The sequence below is a fragment of the Shewanella scandinavica genome (assembly GCF_031932065.1).
Lineage (GTDB): Bacteria > Pseudomonadota > Gammaproteobacteria > Enterobacterales > Shewanellaceae > Shewanella > Shewanella baltica.
The window spans coordinates 26,396-49,622 of the sequence record NZ_JAUOES010000031.1 but is presented as its reverse complement, the minus strand read 5'-3'; the positions used below and the strand labels follow the sequence as shown (position 1 = coordinate 49,622).

Below are 23,227 nucleotides of genomic sequence, written 5' to 3'. Positions count from 1 at the left end.
GCCTTTTTAACTTCTGCTCAATCCCTTCCTCGGTGAAAGTACTGTTCAGTAACGGACGCTAAGCCAGCGATAGACGTTTAGTCTTATATTTACTTGAATACTCATCACCGACAGTAAGCCAACTCATTACGATGGGATGCTTAAATAGCAAAAAGCCACCCTCATAAATTCGGGTGGCTTTGCTTTGCAGGGGAAGGTGATTTACTTGTCTGAGAACTGATTCTCCACGAGTGGTTGTTTGTTTCCGGCTTGAGCGACGTGGCATTGAGTACAGAAATAGTTATGCCCGTTAACTGTGCCTTTATCATCAATCACATGGGACTTAGCAACAGGCGTGGCTTTCATGCGTTTTGCTTTGTCCCAACTATGGCAGCTTAGACAGCCATTTTTATCTAAGGTGATCTTGTAATCCTCCTTATGTGGGATGAGCGGTGGTTGCTCGCTAAAGCTGCGCTCAATGGCGGTGCCGCGACTGGGATAAATCGCCATGGCATCGGCTGGGCGAATGTCGGTGATCGCCATGTTTCCTGCGAGGGATTGAATATTAACTGGTGCTACGTTGGTGTAGGCAGGCTGATCGGAACAACCCGCTATGCCGATAAGTAACGCTGTTAAGGTGAGTATTTTTCTCATTGGTTATTCTCCGCCTTGAAGACCTTCACTGGGCATTTTTTAAAGTCAGTTTCTTTTGACAGGGGGTCGGTCGCATCCAATATCAGTTTGTTGACTAACTGTCGCGCATCGAAGAAAGGCATAAATACCACGCCGCGTGGCGGTTTGTTACGGCCTTTGGTCTCGACACGGGTTTTTACTTTACCGCGTGGTGATGCGACTATGACTTCATCGCCGCGTTGTACGCCGCGGGCTTTGGCATCTTCTGGGTGCATAAAAATCTGCGCGTCGGGAAAAGCGCGGTAAAGCTCGGGTACGCGCGCTGTCATCGAGCCTGTGTGCCAGTGCTCTAACACGCGGCCGGTCGACATCCACAAATCGTACTCTTCATTCGGCTCTTCGGCGGCGGGCTCGTAAGGTAGGGCGAAGATCACCGCTTTACCATCGGGTTTGCCATAGAATTTAAAGCCTTCACCCGCTTTGACATAAGGGTCGCTACCTTCAACGAAACGGCGCAGGGTTTCTTTGCCATCAACGACTGGCCAGCGCAGGCCACGGGTTTCGTGGTAACGGTCAAAGTCGGCTAGATCATGGCCGTGGCCACGACCGAATGTGGCATATTCTTCAAAAATGCCTTTTTGCAGATAGAAACCAAAGTGCTCGCTCTCATCGTTGAGATCTGCTTTGCAATCCGATGCGGGGAACTTGTCGATCACGCCGTTGGCGAATAGCACTTCATATAAGGTTTTATCCGCATATTCTGGTTGCTTAGCTATCAACTCAGCTGGCCAGACTTCAGATACTTTAAAACGTTTTGAAAACTCGACTAATTGCCACAGATCTGAGGTCGCGCCTTCGGGGGCTTTAACCTGTTGGTGCCACATATGAGTACGGCGCTCGGCGTTGCCGTAAGCGCCTTCTTTTTCGACCCACATAGCCGTTGGCAAAATTAAATCCGCCGCCATGGCCGTGATGGTTGGATAGGGATCTGAAACCACTATAAAGTTTTCTGGATTGCGGAAACCCGGATAAATTTCATCGTTGATGTTGGGACCCGCCTGCATGTTGTTGGTGCACATGGTCCAGTAGCAGTTGAGCTTGCCATCTTTGAGCATACGGCTCTGGAGTACGGCATGGTAGCCAGGTTTGGCGGGAATAGTCCCTTCAGGCACTTGCCATAGTTTTTCGGTAATGGCGCGGTGTTTGTCGTTAGTGACTTCCATATCGGCGGGTAAACGATGGGCAAAGGTGCCGACTTCACGTGCAGTCCCGCAAGCCGAAGGTTGACCGGTTAACGAGAATGGACTGTTACCCGGTGTGGCAATTTTGCCCGTGAGTAAGTGGATGTTGTAGAGCATGTTGTTTGCCCACACGCCGCGAACGTGTTGGTTAATGCCCATGGTCCACAGACTCATCACTTTAACCTTAGGATCGGCATAGGCCTTGGCTAAGGTTGCTAATTTCTCGGGCTCCACACCACTCATCTTAGCTGCGTATTCCAGCGTATAAGTGCTGACAAACTTGGCGTACTCATCAAAGCTAATCGGTGTCGATTTACCATTGCCTGGATTTTTGGCTTTTTTCTCTAATGGATGATCTGGACGCAGGCCATAGCCGATATCGTCAACGCCTAAGGCAAACTTAGTGTGTTTAGTGACAAAGTCGGTATTAACCGCGTTATTTTGAATAATGTAATTGGCAATAAAGTTGAGGATCACTAAGTCCGATTGCGGGCGGAACACCATAGGATTATCGGCTAAATCGAAGCTGCGATTTTCAAAGGTCGACAGCACATGCACGCGGCAAGTTGGACTGCTTAAACGTCTATCGGATAAACGTGCCCATAGAATTGGGTGCATCTCGGCCATGTTCGCGCCCCAAAGCACAAACTGATCGGCGGCTTCTAAATCGTCATAACAACCCATGGGTTCATCGATACCGAAGGTGCGCATAAAGCCGCCTACGGCAGAGGCCATGCAGTGGCGTGCGTTAGGGTCGATATTGTTGGTAAGGAAACCTGCTTTATGAAGTTTAGAGGCGGCATAACCTTCCCAAATAGTCCATTGACCTGAACCAAACATACCTACAGACGTCGGGCCTTTGGTGGCGAGACTGTGTTTCCATTTAGCCGCCATAGTATCAAAGGCCATATCCCAACTGATTGGGGTGAACTCGCCTTCTTTATGGTATTTGCCGTCTTTCATCCGCAGCAAGGGCGTGGTTAATCTGTCCTTGCCGTACATGATTTTTGAGAGGAAATAACCTTTAATACAGTTAAGGCCACGGTTGACTGGACTTTCAGGATCGCCCTTAGTAGCAACGACTTTACCCGCTTTGGTGCCGACTAATACGCTACAACCCACACCGCAGAAGCGGCAAGGGGCTTTATCCCATTTGATATTGTCTGGCTGTTCGGCGGCTTCAACCATTTTAATGGGAAGCGTGACACCAACGGCTGTTGCGGCGGCAACCGCTGCGTTGGCCTTGAGAAACTCGCGGCGGCTTATGCTCATAATCTTTCCTCACTCTCTTGTTCTAAAGGTGCGACTTGGTGGTAAATCAAACTGGCAGATAACACGCCGGACAGGGCATTGATGGCTTCAATATTGTCGAGTATCGCCCTTTGGCTACTCCCTTCGAGGGTGACAACCAATTTCCCCTCGGGCGTAACCGCATGAATATCGGCGCCCAATAATGAGCGGATATTGGCTTCAACCTGCTGTAAGACTTTAGGCGCGGCATGCACCACAAGGCTGGTGACGTGGTATTCCTGACTCATAAGGGCTGACCTGTATTGGCGTTAACTCGGTTGCTTAATATTAAAAAGGAGAGCAACCGAGTGCTGATACTGGCGAGTCTAGACCTGATAAAAAATGTGGGTATACCTCACAAGAGGTATTACAAGCGATAGTCGATCCGGATCAAAGTTTTGCGAGTGATCTAACTCTCAGTTTGAAATTTAAGCGGTGTGTTTATTGTGGATGAGGTGTGTTGTACTTGGCCGTATATGGGATACGGCCAATAATTCAAGATTATAAATATTGCCAACCTTTAAGTACTATCGCGGGGGGAATGGCATTGTCACTGCCTAAATCGGCTTCGCCTAAAGCATTGTCATAATGGATTTTGCCATCGCCCGTAGCGGTAATGGATTTGCCTCTTACAGAGCCGAAGATTTCGGGCCCACCGGGCAGATTGACTTTGGATTTAGGCGCGTAAAGCGCGGCATATATCGGCACGCTTCCACTGACAGTTACATCTTTATTTGAACCCGAATAAATCGCTAACGGCGGTTTATTGCTGCTGGTTAAGGTTTGGCTTTTAATGCTATTGCCGTTATTGGTGCCTGCCGTAAAGGAAATTTCACCATTCACAAATAACGTTAAACTTGAACCTGGGGCGATATTAAGTTGGTTTGCGCCACTCATTTTAAAATCACCATTGATGATCAGTGTGACATCCCCACCACTGATGTTTAATACACCATCACTACTCATGACTAAACTGTCGAGGTTAAATACTGGGGTTTCAGAACCGAAGATGTTTTCTGAGCTTGAGGACAGGGCAGGAAACGCATTACTGTTACCTGAACTCGCTGTCGAGCCCGTTGGCGAAATGGTGACATTTTGGGTTGATGCTATTGTTCTCGCGCCATTGTTGGGCATTTTAAACCCTCCCATCACGGCGCCAATATCTAAGGGATCGCAGGACTTAGTGGGAACGGGAGGGACATTGGGTGCTAGATTCACTGCTTGGCCAATGTTGCTATTTTGATGGAAGTTGCCATCACCACCATATTGAAGTGTCCCATTCACTTTGGCACCAGGGGCCGTTGATGCGTTGTTATTGGCTTGCACTGAGCCTTCAACAGTGCCACTGTTTTTTAGCTCGAAATTATGACCCGCAGCGATATTCCCACCGACCGTACCTGTGCCTACGATGACATCTTTATTGCTTTGAATATTGCCCATTAGGGAAGATGAGCCAGTTAATGTGACATTTCCCGTTGCACTGACATCGCCGTAAATCGGCGAATTGCCCGACAAGGTTACATCGGCATTCGGTTCAACCGTCGTCACATTGCCTTTGCCGTGCTTATTGAGTTGGCTGTTGCCTTGATCATTATTGAAGCTATCGCCGTAGGCGCCTTTTCGTGAGTCATAACCATCGATTGTGCTACTACCAGTCAGATTGAGGCTCTCGCAGGAAACGATGGCATCGTTAAAAATGTTATTGCCCTTTGCGCCTTTTAGGGCGAAGAGTGCATTGAGTTTGGCCTGACCTTCTAAGTGTTGCCCAGTGCTGTTGACGCTGAGTTCGGCGCTCGGGGTCACGGTTTTTGTCAACGTATAGGCGCTGCTGTCGATACTGCCTGAGGCACTTTTTGGCAGGCTGTCATTTAAAGAGGCTGCCGTGCTTTGGGGCACTTTAATTAAAGTCGCTTTGAGGGTGTTATAGCTTTCATACATGCCTTGTTCGGCGGTGAGTTGTGCATTGACTTGCTTCTGGAAGTTCCCGCTCAGCCGCTCTTGTACTAAGTTATCTCGCAGCGATGTCACGACCAATAAACTGGCTAATATACTGAAGACTAAGACGATAAGTAACACTGCACCCTTTTGCTTATTAATACTGCCGCGAAGTGGCGAAGCGTGAGCAAATGAACGTTCCGTGTGCATGTCTGTGCTTCCTCGTGCCTATGGCACTTGTTGTGAATTAATGGCTTGTTGCCAAAGAGGTTTACGCAGTGCGACCTGCAAGCTAATACCCTGATCATATTGGGTCGGTAAAGCTAAGGGTTTCAAATTAATACTGACGAGTTCACCAGTTTGAGAGAAGTGAGCCGCTTCTAGCCCAGTGAGAAGCGTTTGTGCGCCATCACCATCGTCGCAGGATAAGTTAGGTGCTAAAAAGCTAAAGGTTTCGGTGTAATCAGCGGTTTTACTTTGGCCTAAACAGCTAATACTCGGTTGGTTTGCGGAGGCACGCGTGCTTAGGACGAGTTCGTTAGCCGATACAAGGGCGACATTATCCGCCTGTTTGATGCTTTTACTGAGCGTTAGCGTGGCGTACCTTAAGGCGTCAGCGGCATTTTCTAGACGTTTACTTTCCTCAACAGTAGTCTTAAGTGGCGCAAAGAAATTGATCACTGCGATCATGATGATTAGCCCTAATACCATGGCAATCATCAGTTCGGATAAGCTAAACCCCGTTTGTCTTAAGGCGGGTTTAATGTGTCTCCATTGAGTGTGATGAGCTGAAATCACAGTTAGGCCTTACACAGATGGGGGAAACTGGCGTTAAGACTGACGCTATTATCGGTATCGACTCGACCATCTTGCCAAGTCACAGTAATTGCCATGTTGTCTTGATAAGTGGCGGGTAATACTAAGTCAAAGCCTGCGGGGAAATCTTGGCTTAAACTGGCTCTAAAATTGATATCTTCGAAGCGGGCGGGTTGCTTTTGCACTTCGCATAATCTTGGCCAAATCTGCTCAATGACATTTTGCGCTTGCACTGTGGCAACTGTGTATTGAAAGCTATTGGTGGCATGTTGTAGCGATGATAGCTGCGCTTTTGCCAGTGCAAGCAATGAAGTGACTGATACCACGAGTGAGACTAAAACTTCTGTCATGGTAAAGCCAAGGTGTTTTTTACCTATGTGATTAAAGGCTTTCATGCACAATCCCCGCTCTGAAGCTGACTTTGGCCGCTCGGTAAAATGCATAAATTCATGTTTTCACCTTGACTGTTCGCCAATGAAATACTGGTTTTGGCTGTATTGCCCGTGGCACTGATACTGATACTAGCCAGTCCTGTTACAGCAACCCCACGTGTCGGGGGCGTAAAAACCTTCAATTCGTTATCGTCGCTATCTTTAATGACCCAAAGTCCCGCTTCTGTTGCCGTGAGGGTAATTGAAGTGCTGCGTTTTATCGCTTCGCTGCGGGCAAATTTATAGCTAGAGACCAATTCATTCGCGGCAGCGGTTAGCTGTTCACGTGCCATAACATCGCGGTACGAAGGGAGTGCTAAGCTGCCTAAAATACCGATAATCGCGACGGTAACCATAAGCTCAACTAAGGTAAATCCTTGATTCCACGTGTTCGACATTTAATTTGTCCAACAATTGGCAGCAGGAGTTCGCACGCCTTTCTGATTAATGCTTAAGGTGCCACAGCTATCCGATTGGCGGCTGGTTGGGACTGCCGAGAGGGAGAAACTTAACTTGTCGTCCGCCGGTGTGTAGCTAAAAGTGTAGTAAGGACTGTTGGTTAAGGTTTGCGCAGCAGGATACTTACCTTGACGGGAATAATTGCGTTCTAATGCTTGCACGCTCGTCATCAAATATTGCTGGGCATCGAAACGACGACCTTGCTTTAGGTATTCGGAAAAAGAAGGGATAGCGATAGCGGCGAGAATGCCGATGATGGCTACGACGATCATGAGTTCAATTAAGGTAAAACCTTTCTCTATGCGGATGATAGAACTCATTCACAACTCCATTTGTGCTGGTTGATGCGTATTGCAGTTACTCATTAACGTGAGAGTTAAACTGTTATCTGTACGTTATGACAACGTTGTCATTTCAATTTATGATAATGTATTTGGGTTGACATTAAAATGCAACAATTGGTTGATTATTAGTCTTTAACTCGATCGCAAATAGGGCGTTATTGTGGGCTTGGTCACGTATCTGATGTTGATATATCTTTATGTAACAGTGGCTTAAGATGATTTTTCAACATGGCTATCTTGTTATGTTACTTCGCGCTGACTTAGCATTTCTGGTTATTAAGAGCGATGTTTAGGCTCAATAGCCCGTTAGCTCCATATAACCCGTACCTGTATGGCTGCCAGAGAGTTGCACTGGGCCTTCCCAGTAGGGAGTTGATAATGGCATAGCGCTATTGGTATTGAGCGGGGTGATAGTGAGATCGATATTTTCGCTGGGGATTTTTACCTGCCAGCTAACGGGATAGTCGCCATTGACTGTGTGTTGCCATTTAAGAGGCGTCATCTGAATGTCATTGGGATTGTCAGTGGAATTGATGTTGCGCCCAGTGCCATCGGCAAACATTCTTCTGGCGCTATAAAATGCTGAGATAGGTGTATTCTTTGCGGACTCTGCTGAAGACTGATCCCGTAGCTGAAACAACATCAGCGTCGAGTCATCGTTTAACCTGAGCGCGAACCAATCCCAGCCTTGTTGCGTTTTAGTGAGAAATTGCGAGCTCCACTCCCTGTCGAGCCAGCCTTGGCCTGTGACTCGCTCCACTTTGCCATTGCGGTTGATTTCACCTGAGATTTCGATAAAGGGTTGGCTGTAATAGTAAGAGGCAACTTGGCCATCGCGGCTTTTAAGGCTATAGCCGTTAGTGCCTTGGAATTGCAGTGGTGCTTGGCTGTTAAGCTGAAGTTGGTAGCTAAAATCAGGATTCTCCACCGTTAATGTGGCGGGAAAGAGTGCATTGGTTTCGCTCTGCCAGCGCCAGTTATCGAGGCGGATTTGATAGGGATCTAATTTCACCTCGGCAAACTCGCTATGGCGGCGCGACCACTTTTCGTGAGCCAGATGAGTTTGACTCGAGGTTAATGCGCTGTGGGCTAAGTAAAGTTGCTGAGTCGCCCAAGTGGATTCACTTTTAGGAACCACATCTGTTGCTTGCGGTGCTATTGATTGCTGATCAGTGGGTTTTAGGGCGACTCTAAACTGCGTCCACTGGGCACCGAGTTGCTCACCTGTTTCTGTGGTTAAATTGGCGGTCAGATACCACCATTCTTGGCGAAAACTGTTATGTGCCATGTGATCTCGCGGAAATTCAAATATATAGCCGGGAACGACAGGGGTAAAGGCCAAATCATCTTGATTAGCAGAGGTTGTGCCTACTACATTGGCCATGGATTTGGATTGAGTGCTTTGTGTAGATGGCGTTTTATCGCAGCCGCCGATAAGCATTAACCCAACCACTGCCCATACAATACTGTTCAGATTGAGGTTTTTCATCACAGGGTCTCCTGCTGCAGACTGGCGACCAATGGCTTGCGGGTTTGCCAATACAGCGGCAAGAGCACGGCTAAGGTGCAGGTGGTTAAGGCAATCAGTATTGCTTTGCCATAGGCTTGCCAATCCCAAATCATTTTTATCGTCCAGCCAAAGGCTTGCAAGGTGATCTTGTTGATAAGCAGGTAACCTAGCAGCGCACCTGTTGGCATAGCGAGCAGGCAAGTGATCAGCACTACAATCAGCATTTGCATAAACACCATACCGCGCAGCGCATTACGACTCACACCTAGGGAATACAGTCGTGCCAGTGGCGCTTGCCGTGCCTGAGTTAACATTAAACAGGCACTAAAAAGACCAATAGCGGCGACAATCAGCGTCAAACTATTCAGCACTAAGGTAATCGAAAAAGTCCGCTTAAACATGGCGATAGCTTGGGTTTTAATCTTAGTTTGACTGTAGATTTGCGCTTGGGATAAACCTAATTCGCTTGCCAGTTGGATTTGCAGTTCATCGAGATCTGCTTCACTGATCTTGCGTCCTTGCTCTTTACCGTAAAAATTCGTTGCCAAACTGATTGGTAGTACAGGTAACTGTGCCTTTTGCCAAAGCGGCTGACTGATAATCACCTCGTTGCGGGTATTGCCGTGGTCATAATAAATGCCGCCGATAATGGCTTTGCTGCTACCGGTTTGCTTAAGCGCATCCAATGACACGCTATCGCCAAGCTGCAATTGATATTTAATGGCTAAGGGTTCGCTCACTAAGATAACGGGCGCATTAAAGTAGGATTGCCACAGAGTCGGTAGGCTTTCTTTTAGTGCACTGGTGTGGCGAATCGAATATTCATCACGGCTAAGTAGGCTAATTGGAATTGTTTGTGCGCTCGAATTACCCGTCGATACAGGGAGTGAAAGCTGGGCTTCAATTTGCCACTGCTGATAAAGACCACTGACTCTAGGATCCTGCATCAGCTGGGTTTGAATCGTGTCGATGCGCTGGCTCGGTGGGCGGATATAGAGATCGGCATGCAAGCGGGTTTCTAGCCAAGTCCGCAGGGTTTGCTCGAAGCTTCCCACTAGGGTGTTCATTGACACATTGGCACTGAGCGCCAGCAAGATCGCCATCATAGCAAGGGAGAGTGGTGCGATAAGCTCGCGGGTTTCGGCGAGCAGATATTGCCATAATCCAGGACGTGCCAAGGGCATTAACGCACTGACGCCCCAATGCAATAATTGCGGTAACAACAAGGGGATCGCGATAGCGACGATACCGAGTAACACTAAGCTGATGTTATAGCTTTGACTGAAGGGAAACAGCAGCGCCGCTACGGTCAGTAAGCCGCAGGCTAAGGCAAATTGAATGCTATGGGTTTTGCGGTGCGCCTGCATTTGCTGATAACGATTCGCCCCTTGGGCCAATGCTTGGCGGGTAAGATCTAAATACAAGGGCAAACAAGCCCCGAGCGCGGCGATTAAGGTGAGGCCAATCGCCTCGATAAGCCAAGTCCATTGCCAAATACCGGGGAGTAAATGGGCGCCATACATTTGCTCAAGGGTCATGGCGACCATAGGTTGCAGCCAGTGGCTGAGTTGCAAGCCACTGATAAAGCCCAAACTTGAGCCTATGACAACCAACAAAATTAATTCTAACATCAGCGCCGTCATCAAGGCGCGGCGCTCGATTCCCTGTTGCAATAACTGCACTAACAGTTTTTGCCGTTTCATTAGGCTGTAGCGCACACCGTTGTAGGCGATAAAAAGGCCGACAACGAAGGCTAACATGCTCATGGCATTGAGATTAAGATGAAAACTGCGGGTCAGCGCTATCAGTGCTTGGCCTTGATCTTGCTGGCTAAAACTGGCCTTTTGCGGCGTAATCCCTAAAGCGTCGAGTTGGGATTTTAGTTGAGGTAAGTTTTCTCGCTCGCTGAACATGGCGATATAGCTTAATCGGCCTTGCATGTTCAGTAATTGCTGGGCGAGGGAAATATCGGCCAAGATGGCGCTGCCGAGGCCAAAACTATCATCAATTGCAATGACATCTAAGGTGTTATTTTCTAAAACAAGTTTACCCTCTGGCGCTACTTTGGTGGCTAGGCTGCGGCTCATTATTACTGTGGGGGCGCCGTTGAGCAGATCGGCAAGCGGTAAGTCATTCATCTGCGGCGAGGTTGTTGACTGCGTTTCAGTCGAGGTGTTACTTCTCGATTTTTGTAGCGTTAATGCGGCAATCAGATCGCTGCCTTCCAGTTGCCAAAACTGACCATTCTTGCCGGAGATTTTGCCATTAACTACGGCGAGACTCTGACTTAATCCGGCCCGTCTTAAGTCGAAATAGACGGACTCATCTAAGGTGTTTTGTCCAAGGGGCGGCGTGAGTAACACATCGGCACGCTGGCTCAAAAGCTCAGTCGCATCGCTATAACTGCGCACGGCATTGTCGTTGGTCGCTTTAACCCCAATCAGCAGAGTCACGGCCAAGGCGATACCGAGCAGAATGGCTCCTGCTTGTATGGGCGCATGGCGATAATGGGCGATAAACACCTTTAGGCTGAGCCATGTCAGTCTCAGCCCAGTCTGCTGAAGTCCAGCAGATGTTGCTTTCGTGAGCGGTTTATTGTTCATAGATAGCGACTGCACCTTGGGATAAGTGCCAACGTTTTTGCATAAAGGCGGCGCATTCTTCGCTGTGGGTGACCATTAATATACTGGTTTGGCTTTCCCGTGCCAGTTCACACAGTAATGCCATGACTTGCTTACCCGATACATCATCTAAGTTACCTGTGGGTTCGTCGGCCAGTAGCAAGGTCGGTTTATGGGCTAAGGCGCGTGCGATGGCAACCCGCTGTTGTTGACCGCCGGACAGGGCTTCAACTGGGCGATGAAGTAATGGTAAGAGCCCGAGTTTTTCAACCAGATAGTCACACCAAGCTGACCATGGCTGCGCGGTTAAACTTAAGGAGAAGGCGATATTGTCTTTCACGTTTAGGGGCGTGAGTAAGTTAAATTGCTGAAACACAACGCCCAAGGAATCGCGCCTGAAACGGCTCCACTCTTTATCTTGCCAAGTGGCGGTGGACGCTTGTTCTAGCAAGATTTCGCCCGAGTCTGGTGTTTCAAAACCGGCAATGAGATTGAGCAAGGTGCTCTTACCACTGCCGCTGGGGCCTGTGAGTGCGACGGTTTCACCCCTGTGGATCTGTAGATTGACCGCTTGCAGCACTTGATGATATTGCTCACCATCGCGAAAGCCTTTGGTGACTTGATTAAGCTTAGCGACGTCGACCATTGAGCAACTCCTTTATATCCATTGGCGGCGGGTGTAGTCAGTAGTGTTTTCAACTGTGGCTGCAACATATCCTGGCTGCAATTTAGTGTTGCAATCCAGTGTTCAAGATAAAGCATTTTCTATTCAGATAGATACTGATTTTTCCTGTAATGAGATCATAAACGGGATCACAAAACATAAATCGTCACTTGCCGTAAAAATAGTCAATTGAGTTAAATCCTCGACGAACTGTGAGCAAACGGCTTGAGCTGACGCCGCGTTTGTTGCATTCTGTGCGTCCTGTTAGCTTGGGAGTTAATCTCAATCTAGCAATCCGTTCGGATGAAGGTAGCAGGAGAGTGGGGAATTGACCCCACACCGACGAGGCAACTTTGGTTTTAGTGAAGCGACGGTTTTATTGAATCGAATCTTCCCATAAAAACAAAGCACTCTTTCAGGTGCCGTAAGGCGTGGACTGTTACTGGACGAGCCTCTGGAGAGACTACCAGTTGCACTCATTGTGCAATCAGGTAGCGCCGAAGGCGAAAGTGTCGTGGTGTTATTCAAGCGACGCGAAACGCTCAGGCAAAAGGACAGAGGAGAGGATGACTGCACAGTCCCTGTCGTTTGTCGTCGTGGGCTATTTTTACCCTTTGCTTGAGATAGTGTATTTTTGCATATATTAAAAGCACTCGTTTAGAGGACTCGCTTGCTGCGCATTTCGCGTTCAGCTGGGGCGATTCTCAGTCGAGAACAGGCTAGAAGTAGTTTGCAATAGCGTCCGACTGCGGCGCGTCACAGCCATTTCTTTTCCTCCTCCGTTTATTAATTTTGTTGTTTAATATTCGAGGAATATCATGAGTTTTCAAGCTTTTCTTGCCAGCATTAATGGCATCGTCTGGGGTCCAATCACCCTTTGTTTGCTGGTGGGCACGGGGATTTATCTCACTGCGCGCCTCAAGCTTATCCAAGTTTTTCGTCTGCCTATGGCGCTGGGATTGTTATTTAAACCGGCAAAAGGTCATGGGGATTTATCTTCCTTTGCGGCGCTTTGTACGGCGCTGTCCGCCACTATCGGTACCGGTAATATTGTTGGCGTGGCGACGGCAATAAAAATGGGTGGCCCTGGGGCGTTATTTTGGATGTGGCTGGCGGCATTTTTCGGCATGGCGACTAAATATGCTGAATGTATGTTGGCGGTAAAGTACCGTACCACCGATGCTCGTGGGCAGATTGCGGGTGGCCCTATGTATTATATCGAGCGCGGCCTTGGTCTGCCTTGGATGGCGAAATTGTTCGCTCTTTTTGGGGTTGGTGTGGCCTTTTTCGGTATCGGTACTTTTGCACAGGTTAACGCCATCAGCGATGCGCTGACGATTGCCTTTGAGGTGCCGACTTGGTTGACCGCAACTGTGTTGACTGTGTTAGTTGCCGCAGTCACTTTGGGTGGCGTAAAGCGCATTTCAAATGTGGCGCAAAAACTTGTGCCTGCGATGTCGATTGGTTATGTGTTGGCCTGCGTGTGGATCTTAGTCGGTTTCTCCGAGCAGATTTTACCCGCCTTAGCTTTAGTGATTGAATCTGCCTTTACGCCACTCTCAGCTGCGGGGGGATTTTTAGGGGCGACAGTCGCGCAGGCGATTCAAATCGGTATTGCCCGCGGCGTGTTCTCCAATGAATCTGGATTAGGTAGTGCACCCATTGCCGCCGCTGCCGCTAAGACCAATGAACCCGTTGAGCAAGGTCTCGTCAGCATGACGGGTACTTTCTTCGATACCATTATCATTTGCACTATGACGGGCTTAGTGCTGATTATCACTGGGGTATGGAGTGGTGAGACGGCGGGTGCCGCGATGACGAGTGCTGCTTTTGCTCTGGGAGGCTCAGCGGTTGTGGGCCAGTATCTGGTGACCATTGCGCTGGTGTGTTTTGCGTTTACTACGATTCTAGGCTGGCATTACTACGGTGAACGCTGTTGGTATTACTTGGTCGGCGAGCGCGGTTTACGCTTGTATCAAGTGGTGTTTTTGGTGTTGATTGCGGGCGGCGCTTTTATCAAGCTCGATGTGATTTGGTTGTTGGCCGATACCGTTAATGGTTTGATGGCGATTCCAAACTTGATTGCCATTGTGGGCTTGAGGCATATCATCATCGCCGAAACCCAAAGCTATTTTGCTCGTATCTTACCTAATCAAACCTTAGAGACGGCTTATTAGTGTTTTTAAAACAACAAATTACTTTACATTTTTTTAACTTTAACATTGTCGCCACTAAATTCTTCGTTTACTTTATAAGTGCTATTTTTAAATGCAGTGTTTATAAAATCGAGGGCTTTAGGGCGACGCCATGGAAAAAAGTAAACTTCGTACTTTTCGCAGTAGGATTTTATCCCACATAGCCTTGCCTCTCATTTTAATTATGGCGAGTGTCTATGGTGTAAACGCTTGGTTTAGTTATATCTCCTCAGAGAATCGGCTTTACCATAGCCTGACACAAGAGGCGAGTCATTCGGCTTCTCGTCTGCAGTTTCTGCTCGAGCATGCGGAGGCCAACACCCAAGGTCTTGCTGATTTTATTGGTTTTTTGTCAAGTAAAGAAGACATGAATGACACTGAGAGTGTTAAAAGTGTCTTGATGAATCGAGTCATACGTAATCCTGATTTTTTTGGCTCCGCAGTCGCATTTAAACCGAACACCTTTCCTAATCGCAAGCTCTTTTCTCCCTATGTTTACCGCGACACCAGTGGCAGCGACGATCTCCATTATCTCGATATTGGCGCTGAAGGCTACGACTATACCGATGGCACTTGGGATTGGTGGAGCAAGGCTATCAATCAAGCGAACGGTTATTGGTCAAAGGCATACTTTGATGAGGGGGCGGGAAATATTCTGATGTTGACCTATTCGGCTCCTTTTGGTGAGGTAGACAATTATTTTGGGGTCGCCACGGTTGATTTAGCTTTAGATGGATTGCCAAAACAATTGGGGATTGCACCAAATCGTCTGGTGGTTTTAGACGATCAAGGGCGGCTGATTTATCATATAGATAAAGAAAAAGTACTGGCAACGACTTCAGCCCAGTGGCTCGATAAGAATAAAGATAAAAATGCCGATTTTTGGACGCTACAGGATAAAAGGCTTGATGGTCAAGCAAGGTTTGTCGATAACCAAGATGTTGTTTATCTTGCGAGTATTGCGACTGTACCGCATTTAAAGTGGCGTGTGATTGTATTAGCGCCAGAACAAGATTTATTCAACTCTCTGCTTGATGATCTGGCATCTATCATCCTCAATTTAAGCTTATTAACCCTCTTATTATTGCTGACTTGTTATCTGGCGGCGAAACGGTTAACTCGGCCGTTAGAGCTACTCGAGTCGGGTATCTTGTCCTTTGGACAGGGTAAAACTCAGCAGCTTATTGTACCTAAAGGTGCCGTAAGTGAGATTGTGACGCTGAGTAATACCTTCAATCAAATGGCGGAATTACTTGCAGAACGTGAACAAGCCATTCTTGATTCCCGCGGTAATCGCTTTGCGCGCCTAATTGATGGTATGAGTGATAAATCTTTCTATTGTTCCCTCGAACCTAATGGCCAACTCGCCCAGGTTAGTGAGGGGGTAACTAAGGTGCTGGGGATCTCCCCTGATTTGCTCAAGCGCAAATATCAAAGGCTCTTCTCGGCTAATCCCCTCAATGAGAAGAATTGGGAATATACCGATTTAGCCTTAAAGGGCCAGAATGTGCCTTCGCATCAAGTGGAAATGCTGGATGAAAAAGGGTATTTAAGAAGGCTCGATGTCTTTATGCAGCCATTATTATCAGATACTGGTGAGTTAATGTCGGTGGAAATGTTATTTACCGATGTTACTGAGCAGTTTTCGGCGGCGGCTTGGTCAAATGCCGTGCTTGAGGCTGCGCCTGAGGCCATGTTGATTGTCGACCAACAGGGGTTAATCGTTTTTACTAACAGTCGTTGCCAGCAGCTTTTTGGATTTGATACAGGGGCTATGTTGGGTTTGAAAGTTGAGCAGTTACTGCCACAAGAATTGGGAACCCGACATGTTCTTGAGCGACAACAATTCCTTCGCGAAGGCCGCGATAGAGGCATGGCAAATGCGCGTCATGTTCGGGCTTTAAAAGCCGATGGTAATGAATTTATTGCTGAAATTGCGCTGAGTATGCTCCCTGCGGATGCGGATGGACAAAAGCAAGTTGCAGCTTCGATTCGCGATATGACGGATAAAATTGCGGTTGAACTTAAAATTCGGGAGAGTGAGGAGCGTTTTCGTGGATTGGTCTCCAATATCCCTAGCGCCGTATATCGTTTACGTATTGGCGATATTTGGGTAATGGAATATATCAGTGACAATATTGGTGAAATTACGGGATATGCCGCAAGCCAATTTATCAATAATCAGAATCGTACTTATATCTCTTTGATCATCGAGGAAGATCGGGGCTTCTGCCTGCACGAAATGGATAAAGCACTCGCACTTCAAGCTACCTTTGAAGTGGAATATCGTATCCGCCATCGCGATGGCAGTGTGCGCTGGGTGCATGAGAAAGGTAAGGCAAGTTATACCGAAGAGGGCGTTCCACTTTGGTTCGACGGCAGTATTGATGACATCACAGAGAGTAAGTTTGCTATAGGGCAGCTAGAGGCTTCGCGCCTGCAATTGACCAATATTACAGAGTCTATTCCTTGTACCGTGTACCAATTGTTGTGGCACTCGCCTACTGATCGCAGATTTACCTTTCTCTCTGGTGCGGCAATGAAAATGCTGGGGCTACATCGTGATGATCTTATTAGTAATTTTGACATCATCGCTGAGCGAATTTTTGATGAAGAAAGGCCGGATGTCGTGCTGGCACTTTCGGGTAAGAGTGAAGATAGGTTTCAATGGATCCGCGAGTTTCGTTATCGCCATCCCAATGGCAGCATACGTTGGATGGAGGCGGGTGCGAGCGGCCATGTAGAAGAAGATGGCGCTATTACTTGGAATGGGTATGTAATGGACATCACCCAACGCAAGAGCATAGAACAAGAGTTAGCCCTCAGTGAAGCGCACTTTAAGGCACTGTTTGATGGTGCGACCATTGGTATCGTCAATGTGGATGTTAAAGGCGTTATCTTAGATTGTAATGATCAATTCTGTGCCGATATGGCGCGGTCACGGGAGAGTTTACGCAATACCGCAATTTTTGAGGTCCTTAGCGCGCAAGATAAGCTTATCGCCAAGGAGCAATTTAAGGAATTGGTCGGTGGCAAAATTGACCATTATCGTGGCGAGAGAAGCTTTATTCGTCCTTCTGGTGCACCTTTATGGATGACGGTCAATGTGTCGGCACTGTTAGATGCCCAAGGACAATTTGAATCGGCTGTGATAAGCATGGTCGATATGACAGAGCTTAAATTACTCTCCGATGAACTGTTACTCGCCAAAGAGCAAGCCGATGCGGCCAGTAAAGCCAAAGGTGACTTCTTGGCGAATATGTCCCACGAAATCCGTACTCCAATGAATGCCATTATCGGCATGTCCCAGCTGTGCTTACAGACAGAGCTTGAGCAAAAACAGAAAAATTATGTAGAGAAGATTGAGCGGGCATCGCAGTCTCTACTATCAATTATCAATGATATTCTGGATTTTTCTAAGATTGAAGCGGGTAAGCTCGACATAGAATCTGTGCCATTTCAGCTCGACACTATGTTGGAAGATCTCAGCGATATGTTTTCTGAGAAAGCCGCCCACAAACAGATTGAATTATTGTTTGCCGTTGCGCCCAATGTGCCTCGTTATCTGTTAGGGGATTCGCTGCGGTTAGGGCAAGTGTTGATTAATCTGATGAATAACGCCATTAAGTTCACCGAACGGGGTGAGGTGTTATTGTCGCTAAGCTTAGTTGAGCAGCAAGATGATGATGTCGTGCTGCGTTTTAGTGTGCGTGACAGCGGCATAGGCTTAACTGAGCAGCAGCAAGCAAAATTATTTAAATCCTTTACCCAAGCGGATACTTCAACCACCCGTAAATACGGTGGTACAGGCTTAGGTTTGGCTATTTGCAAGCAACTCGTTGAACTCATGGGGGGCAATATTGGTGTCGAAAGTCAATTTGGTCATGGCAGCACCTTCTATTTCACTGTGAAGTTACAAATTTCCGAGGGCCAAAAATTAGTGCTTGAGCAAGAGCTTGAGGGCATGTCTGTGCTGGTGGTAGATGATAACGCGACCGCCAGAGACATAATGCGTACAACGCTCGAAAGTATGGGCTTTAGAGTCGATACGGTTCGCTCGGGTGAAGAAGCAATAAACCGCTGCCTACTGCAGACCTATGAAGTGGCATTAATCGATTGGAAAATGCCCAATATGGACGGGTTAGAAACCGCCCGTCAGATCCAACTACAGGCTAAGTCTCAGCCTAAGATCTTGATGGTATCCGCCCATGCGAATCATGAATTTATCACTCAAATTGAGCAATTAGCACTGGCGGGGTACATCAGTAAACCCATCAGCGCCTCACGCATGCTCGATGGCATAATGAATGCGATTGGCCGTGAAGGCATATTGCCAGTGAGACGCCGCACTGAAGAGCTGGCTCCGCAGTTATTATTGCCACTTCAAGGGAAACGTATCTTATTAGTGGAAGATAACGAGATGAACCTTGAAGTCGCCAGCGAGTTTTTAGAGCAAGTGGGGATTATTTTATCCATAGCGACCAATGGCCAAATTGCCTTAGATAAGCTATCCCAACAGCATTTCGATCTAGTGTTGATGGACTGCCAAATGCCGGTGATGGATGGTTATCAAGCCACTAAAGCAATAAGGAAAAGGCCTGAGTTGGCAAATTTACCTGTCGTCGCTATGACTGCGAATGCGATGGCTGGTGATAGAGATATGTGTCTTCGGGCTGGGATGAATGACCATATTGCCAAGCCCATAGAAGTGAATGTGCTCTATCAAACCCTATTGAAATACCTCGGCTCTTCTTCTGGAATTTCTGCTGCGATAAGGGCGGAAGCCTCAACTCGGTTAACTTCGTCCAGCACACAGGGTGAAGTCAGCAATGGCGCAGATCAAACGGTATTGCTCAAGTGGCCAGAACACCCTGAGTTGGATATCGATAGAGGTTTGCAACTGGTGCAGCATTCGACGCGTCTTTATCAACGAATCTTTGATCGTTTTGTGAGCAGTCAACGTAATGTCGTGGAGCAGGTTCGCAAAGCCATCGCGGCGAATCAAGTCGAAGATGCGGTGCGTATCGCCCACACCCTTAAAGGCTTAGCGGGTAATTTAAGTTCGGCAAAATTGGTGGAATTAGCGCGTTTGCTTGAGTTGCATTTAACAGAGAAAGCGCCCTATGAAGATGAATTAGTTCAAATTCAACCGCTAGTGGCCTCTATCTGCGATGCGATTGAACAGGCTAAGCCTGCGATAGTGAATCAAGCCGAGCCCCGAGCGGTGGACTTGCTATCAGATGAGGACTTGAGAGCCGCATTACGGGTCTTACGTCAGAATCTAGATGAAGCCGATGCCAGCGCTGTGGCAAAAATTGATGCGTTAAAGCCGAAGGTGAGTAGTGCAATGTGGCAAACATTAAGCCCCGCTTTATCTATGATTAACCAGTATCAGTTTGATGAGGCAATCGACTTAATTGACGATGTGATTACACAGTTAGGATAGAAAGCGGTAGCGCGAATTTATAATGTGTGACATTGAGTGGAGTTGTTAATGGAAAAAGCAACAATATTAGTCGTCGATGACACACCTGAGAATATTGATATTTTGATCGGTATTCTAGGTGATGATTACAAAGTCAAAGTGGCGATCGATGGGCCAAGGGCATTAGCGTTAGTGACAAAATCGCGGCCTGACTTGATTCTGCTCGATGTCATGATGCCAGGTATGAATGGCTATGAAGTCTGCAAGCTGCTAAAGCAAGAGCCGCTGACCAGCCATATTCCGGTGATATTCGTGACCGCCTTATCTGAAATTGCTGATGAAGCCCAAGGTTTTGCATTGGGCGCGGTGGATTATATTACTAAGCCTGTCAGTGCGCCTGTAGTTAAGGCGCGGGTTAAAACGCATCTTGCGCTCTATGATCAAAAACGTCTACTCGAACAACAAGTTAAAGTTCGTACCCACGAATTAGAAGAAACCCGTTTCGAGATTATCCGTCGTCTTGGCCGTGCTGCTGAATACAAGGACAACGAGACGGGTCTACATGTTGTGCGTATGAGCCATTACGCCCGCATATTAGCGATAAAGCTCGGCTTACCGACAACCTTTTGTGACTTGATTTTTAATGCGGCGCCTATGCACGATATTGGTAAAATCGGTACGCCCGATGCTGTGCTGAAAAAGCCAGGGAAACTTGATGCGCAGGAATGGGAAATTATGCAGCAGCACGCCGCCATAGGTGCAGAAATTATTGGAGAACATAGCGATCCGTTATTGCAAATGGCCCGTCGTATCGCCTTAACTCACCATGAGAAGTGGGATGGTTCAGGTTACCCCAATGGCTTGGTAGGTGAAGAAATTCCCCTTGAAGGGCGTATCACCGCGATTGCGGATGTGTTCGATGCGCTGACTTCGCAACGGCCTTACAAGCAGGCTTGGACGATTGAAGCAACTATGGAGCTATTTGAAAATCAAGCGGGAAAACATTTCGATCCTAAGTTGGTGGAGGAGTTCAAGCAAATCCTGCCAGAAGCAATTGCCATTCGAGATACTTATTTAGAAAATTGATGCTCGAAGTGCATTGACTAAGGTAAAGGCGCCATTGGCGCCTTTATTTTGCTTCAATATTTTATACTAATTATATTAAATCAAAGCATTACGCTTCATCTAATGAGTAGGGCAGGGCTTGGATCGTTAAATGTGATTGTTCATCGTCGGCAAAACGCAGCTGAGTATCATTAGGCGTGTCATTAGGAAGTACGGCGGTTAACAAGACTTGATTGCCACGCTGTACAAACTCAATGATTTGACCGCCACGGCGAAAACTGTCTTCCATCGCGATTTCGAGGCCTGATGCTAGGGTGATTTGAAGACTAGTGTGACCGCGCAAAATATACAGGGCGCGTTTATTACCACCGCGATATTTCATGCGCGCTATGGTTTCTTGCCCCATGTAACAGCCCTTATTGAAGCTGATACCGTTAACCGCTTGTAGATTACACATCTGCGGTACGTACTGGCTGGCATGGCTGGCGGCAAGGTTGGGGTAACCTGCTGCAATCTCTAACGCTTGCCATGCACTGGCGTCAAATACACTCAGTTCCGATTGCGCAACTAAAGCTGCTGCGGCATCTGGTGTTAATACTAAAATAAAACGTTCAGCGTCTTTTAAAATCGCACCCTTTTCAATGAGTGTGAGCTCTTGCTGAATGTCACCAAAATGTTTGTTCACGAATTGGCTTGCCTGTTCACCAGCAACGCCGAGCAGAGTCCATTCAGCGGATGCATTGCTTAAGGTGGCTTTACTAAACACGGCATATTTTTGTAACTGGGGTAAATCGACTTCGATGGCATCCTTTGGCATCAACATAAAGAGTGCATCTTGAATGGCAAAGGTTCTGAAACTGGCCAGCATTTTACCTTTAGGATCGCAATGTGCGCCCCAGCGCCATTGGTCATCGGCTAATGAGCTGATGTCTGTGGTCACTTGGCCATGGATGAAACTGCGGCCCTGTTCTCCAACCACTTTGATAAGGCCCATATGAGATAAGTTGGCAAGCATGAGTGGAGGCAAAGAAGCGTCCAGATCCCAATGGGGCGTAGAAACTGAAATAGTCATAGCGAGATCCTGAAAATGAAGACGATGTGAGAGGCTAGATTGTAACGGAATTCCTTTAGGCCCAAAAGCATAAGGCGCACATATCTGTGAATGACATGTGCGCCTCAGTCTTTGTACTTTAGCCGATACGCTTAATGCGATTGGGCTTAACTATTAAACAGCACGTGGGTACGCAGTTAAAACAGCACGCGGGTACGCAGTGTGCCTTCAATCGCCTTCAACTCTACTAAGGCTTCTTCGGCTTGGTGGGTGTCGACTTCCATGACCACATAACCAATCTCAGCGGTGGTTTGCAGATATTGCGCGGCAATGTTGATGCCTTTTTCCGAGAAGGCTTGGTTGATCTTGATCAGCACGCCTGGACGGTTTTGGTGAATATGCAGTAAGCGTGAGGTGCCTTTATGCATAGGCAGCGAAACTTCAGGGAAGTTAACTGCAGATACGGTCGAGCCGTTGTCTGAGTATTTAGCGAGCTTGCCAGCAACTTCTATACCAATGTTTTCTTGGGCTTCAGCGGTACTGCCGCCCACATGCGGTGTCAGCAATACGTTATCAAGACCTCGAAGTGGGCTGATAAATTCATCGTCATTAGATTGCGGCTCAACTGGGAACACATCAATTGCCGCGCCCGCAAGGTGGCGCTCTTTGAGTGCGACCGTTAAGGCCTCGATATCGACTACAGTGCCGCGTGATGCGTTGATAAAGATGCTACCCTTTTTCATCGCCGCAAATTCAGCTGCGCCTATCATGTCTTTGGTTTGTGGGGTTTCTGGTACGTGTAAACTCACTACGTCAGCTTGCGCCAGTAACTGTTCCATTGAATGAATTTGCTGTGCATTGCCTAGCGGCAGTTTGTCTTCGATATCGAAGAACACCACGCGCATGCCCAGCGTCTCAGCCAGAATACCAAGCTGAGTACCGATATGACCGTAACCGATTACGCCTAAGGTTTTACCGCGCACTTCGTAGCTGCCAGCGGCGGTTTTCATCCAGCCACCACGGTGGGCGATGGCGTTACGCTCAGGGATACCGCGCATCAGCATAATGATTTCGCCAATCACGAGTTCGGCAACACTTCGCGTGTTGGAGAATGGTGCGTTAAATACTGGGATACCAAGGGATTCGGCGGTGGCAAGATCAACTTGGTTGGTTCCGATACAGAAGCAACCGATCGCGATCAACTTCTCGGCACGTTTCAGCACCTCGGCAGTTAATTGGGTACGTGAACGAAGTCCCACGAAATGTGCATCTTTGATGGACTCAATTAATGCTTCATCGCCTAATGAGGCTTTGTGGTATTCGATGTTAGTGTATCCCGCACGCTCAAGTACATCGACTGCAGATTGGTGGACGCCTTCCAACAGCAGGATCTTGATCTTATCCTTGTCCAGCGAATGTTTCGCCATGATATGGGTACCCTCTAATTAATAGAAATGTTTCTTATGATATGCTGACAACCTTCACCCACCAAAATAGCACTTTTTTTACTCAGTGTGGAGGGCTAGATGGCTAAAGTTAATATTCTAAATTAAGAACAATATCGCATA

General features: G+C 47.6%; 16 protein-coding genes and 1 riboswitch. Of the genes, 3 read left to right on the top strand and 13 right to left on the bottom strand.

From position 1 onward, the window contains the following. Nucleotides 1-201: 201 nt before the first annotated feature. The 11 genes from Q4Q50_RS19780 to Q4Q50_RS19730 all read right to left on the bottom strand — a co-directional run bounded on the left by Q4Q50_RS19780 (nt 202) and on the right by Q4Q50_RS19730 (nt 11,905). Complete coding sequence (locus tag Q4Q50_RS19780; RefSeq protein ID WP_311900778.1) at nt 202-633, bottom strand: nitrate reductase cytochrome c-type subunit; 432 nt, start codon at nt 631-633, stop codon at nt 202-204. After that, nucleotides 630-3,125 carry a nitrate reductase catalytic subunit NapA gene (gene napA, locus Q4Q50_RS19775; protein WP_311900777.1) on the bottom strand — a complete coding sequence of 832 codons (2,496 nt, stop codon included), beginning with the start codon at nt 3,123-3,125 and terminating at the stop codon, nt 630-632. Before napA ends, Q4Q50_RS19780 begins: the two co-directional genes overlap by 4 nt. Further along, nucleotides 3,122-3,391, bottom strand: a complete 270-nt coding sequence (locus tag Q4Q50_RS19770) for a chaperone NapD (protein ID WP_006086007.1) — start codon at nt 3,389-3,391, stop codon at nt 3,122-3,124. The genes napA and Q4Q50_RS19770 overlap by 4 nt, the downstream gene beginning before the upstream one ends. A gap of 253 nt (nt 3,392-3,644) precedes the next feature. Further along, nucleotides 3,645-5,288, bottom strand: coding sequence for a DUF7305 domain-containing protein (locus Q4Q50_RS19765; RefSeq protein ID WP_311900775.1), 1,644 nt, complete (start codon nt 5,286-5,288; stop codon nt 3,645-3,647). A gap of 18 nt (nt 5,289-5,306) precedes the next feature. Continuing rightward, a complete protein-coding gene (locus Q4Q50_RS19760; protein WP_311900773.1) occupies nt 5,307-5,876 on the bottom strand; it encodes a PilW family protein in 570 nt (189 codons plus the stop codon). A 2-nt stretch (nt 5,877-5,878) separates the two neighbouring features. Beyond that, the gene (locus Q4Q50_RS19755; protein ID WP_311900772.1) at nt 5,879-6,289 is read right to left on the bottom strand and encodes a prepilin-type cleavage/methylation domain-containing protein; all 411 of its coding nucleotides are present in this window, start codon (nt 6,287-6,289) and stop codon (nt 5,879-5,881) included. Further along, nucleotides 6,286-6,723, bottom strand: coding sequence for a GspH/FimT family pseudopilin (locus Q4Q50_RS19750; protein WP_107946583.1), 438 nt, complete (start codon nt 6,721-6,723; stop codon nt 6,286-6,288). The genes Q4Q50_RS19755 and Q4Q50_RS19750 overlap by 4 nt, the downstream gene beginning before the upstream one ends. Continuing rightward, nucleotides 6,724-7,104, bottom strand: coding sequence for a type IV pilin protein (locus Q4Q50_RS19745; RefSeq protein ID WP_006086002.1), 381 nt, complete (start codon nt 7,102-7,104; stop codon nt 6,724-6,726). A 319-nt stretch (nt 7,105-7,423) separates the two neighbouring features. Beyond that, nucleotides 7,424-8,617, bottom strand: coding sequence for a lipocalin-like domain-containing protein (locus Q4Q50_RS19740; protein WP_311900769.1), 1,194 nt, complete (start codon nt 8,615-8,617; stop codon nt 7,424-7,426). Then, nucleotides 8,617-11,241 (bottom strand): ABC transporter permease, encoded by a 2,625-nt coding sequence (locus tag Q4Q50_RS19735; RefSeq protein WP_311900767.1) that lies wholly within the window; start codon nt 11,239-11,241, stop codon nt 8,617-8,619. The genes Q4Q50_RS19740 and Q4Q50_RS19735 overlap by 1 nt, the downstream gene beginning before the upstream one ends. Further along, nucleotides 11,231-11,905: an ABC transporter ATP-binding protein gene (locus Q4Q50_RS19730; RefSeq protein ID WP_311900766.1), complete on the bottom strand. Its 675-nt coding sequence runs from the start codon at nt 11,903-11,905 to the stop codon at nt 11,231-11,233. The genes Q4Q50_RS19735 and Q4Q50_RS19730 overlap by 11 nt, the downstream gene beginning before the upstream one ends. Nucleotides 11,906-12,367: 462 nt before the next feature. Continuing rightward, nucleotides 12,368-12,491, top strand: a riboswitch (glycine riboswitch). A 250-nt stretch (nt 12,492-12,741) separates the two neighbouring features. Between Q4Q50_RS19730 and Q4Q50_RS19725 the strand changes: the two genes are divergently transcribed. The 3 genes from Q4Q50_RS19725 to Q4Q50_RS19715 all read left to right on the top strand — a co-directional run bounded on the left by Q4Q50_RS19725 (nt 12,742) and on the right by Q4Q50_RS19715 (nt 20,629). After that, the gene (locus Q4Q50_RS19725; protein ID WP_311900764.1) at nt 12,742-14,100 is read left to right on the top strand and encodes an alanine/glycine:cation symporter family protein; all 1,359 of its coding nucleotides are present in this window, start codon (nt 12,742-12,744) and stop codon (nt 14,098-14,100) included. 130 nt (nt 14,101-14,230) lie between these two features. After that, nucleotides 14,231-19,564: a PAS domain S-box protein gene (locus Q4Q50_RS19720; RefSeq protein WP_311900763.1), complete on the top strand. Its 5,334-nt coding sequence runs from the start codon at nt 14,231-14,233 to the stop codon at nt 19,562-19,564. Between the two features lie 48 nt (nt 19,565-19,612). Beyond that, nucleotides 19,613-20,629 (top strand): response regulator, encoded by a 1,017-nt coding sequence (locus Q4Q50_RS19715; RefSeq protein WP_028759378.1) that lies wholly within the window; start codon nt 19,613-19,615, stop codon nt 20,627-20,629. An 88-nt stretch (nt 20,630-20,717) separates the two neighbouring features. On the opposite strand, the gene ygfZ is transcribed toward Q4Q50_RS19715, so the two are convergent. Together ygfZ and serA are read right to left on the bottom strand one after the other, a co-directional pair. Further along, nucleotides 20,718-21,680: a tRNA-modifying protein YgfZ gene (ygfZ, locus tag Q4Q50_RS19710; protein ID WP_311900760.1), complete on the bottom strand. Its 963-nt coding sequence runs from the start codon at nt 21,678-21,680 to the stop codon at nt 20,718-20,720. A gap of 176 nt (nt 21,681-21,856) precedes the next feature. Continuing rightward, nucleotides 21,857-23,086, bottom strand: coding sequence for a phosphoglycerate dehydrogenase (serA, locus tag Q4Q50_RS19705; protein ID WP_012088338.1), 1,230 nt, complete (start codon nt 23,084-23,086; stop codon nt 21,857-21,859). Nucleotides 23,087-23,227 lie beyond the last annotated feature (141 nt).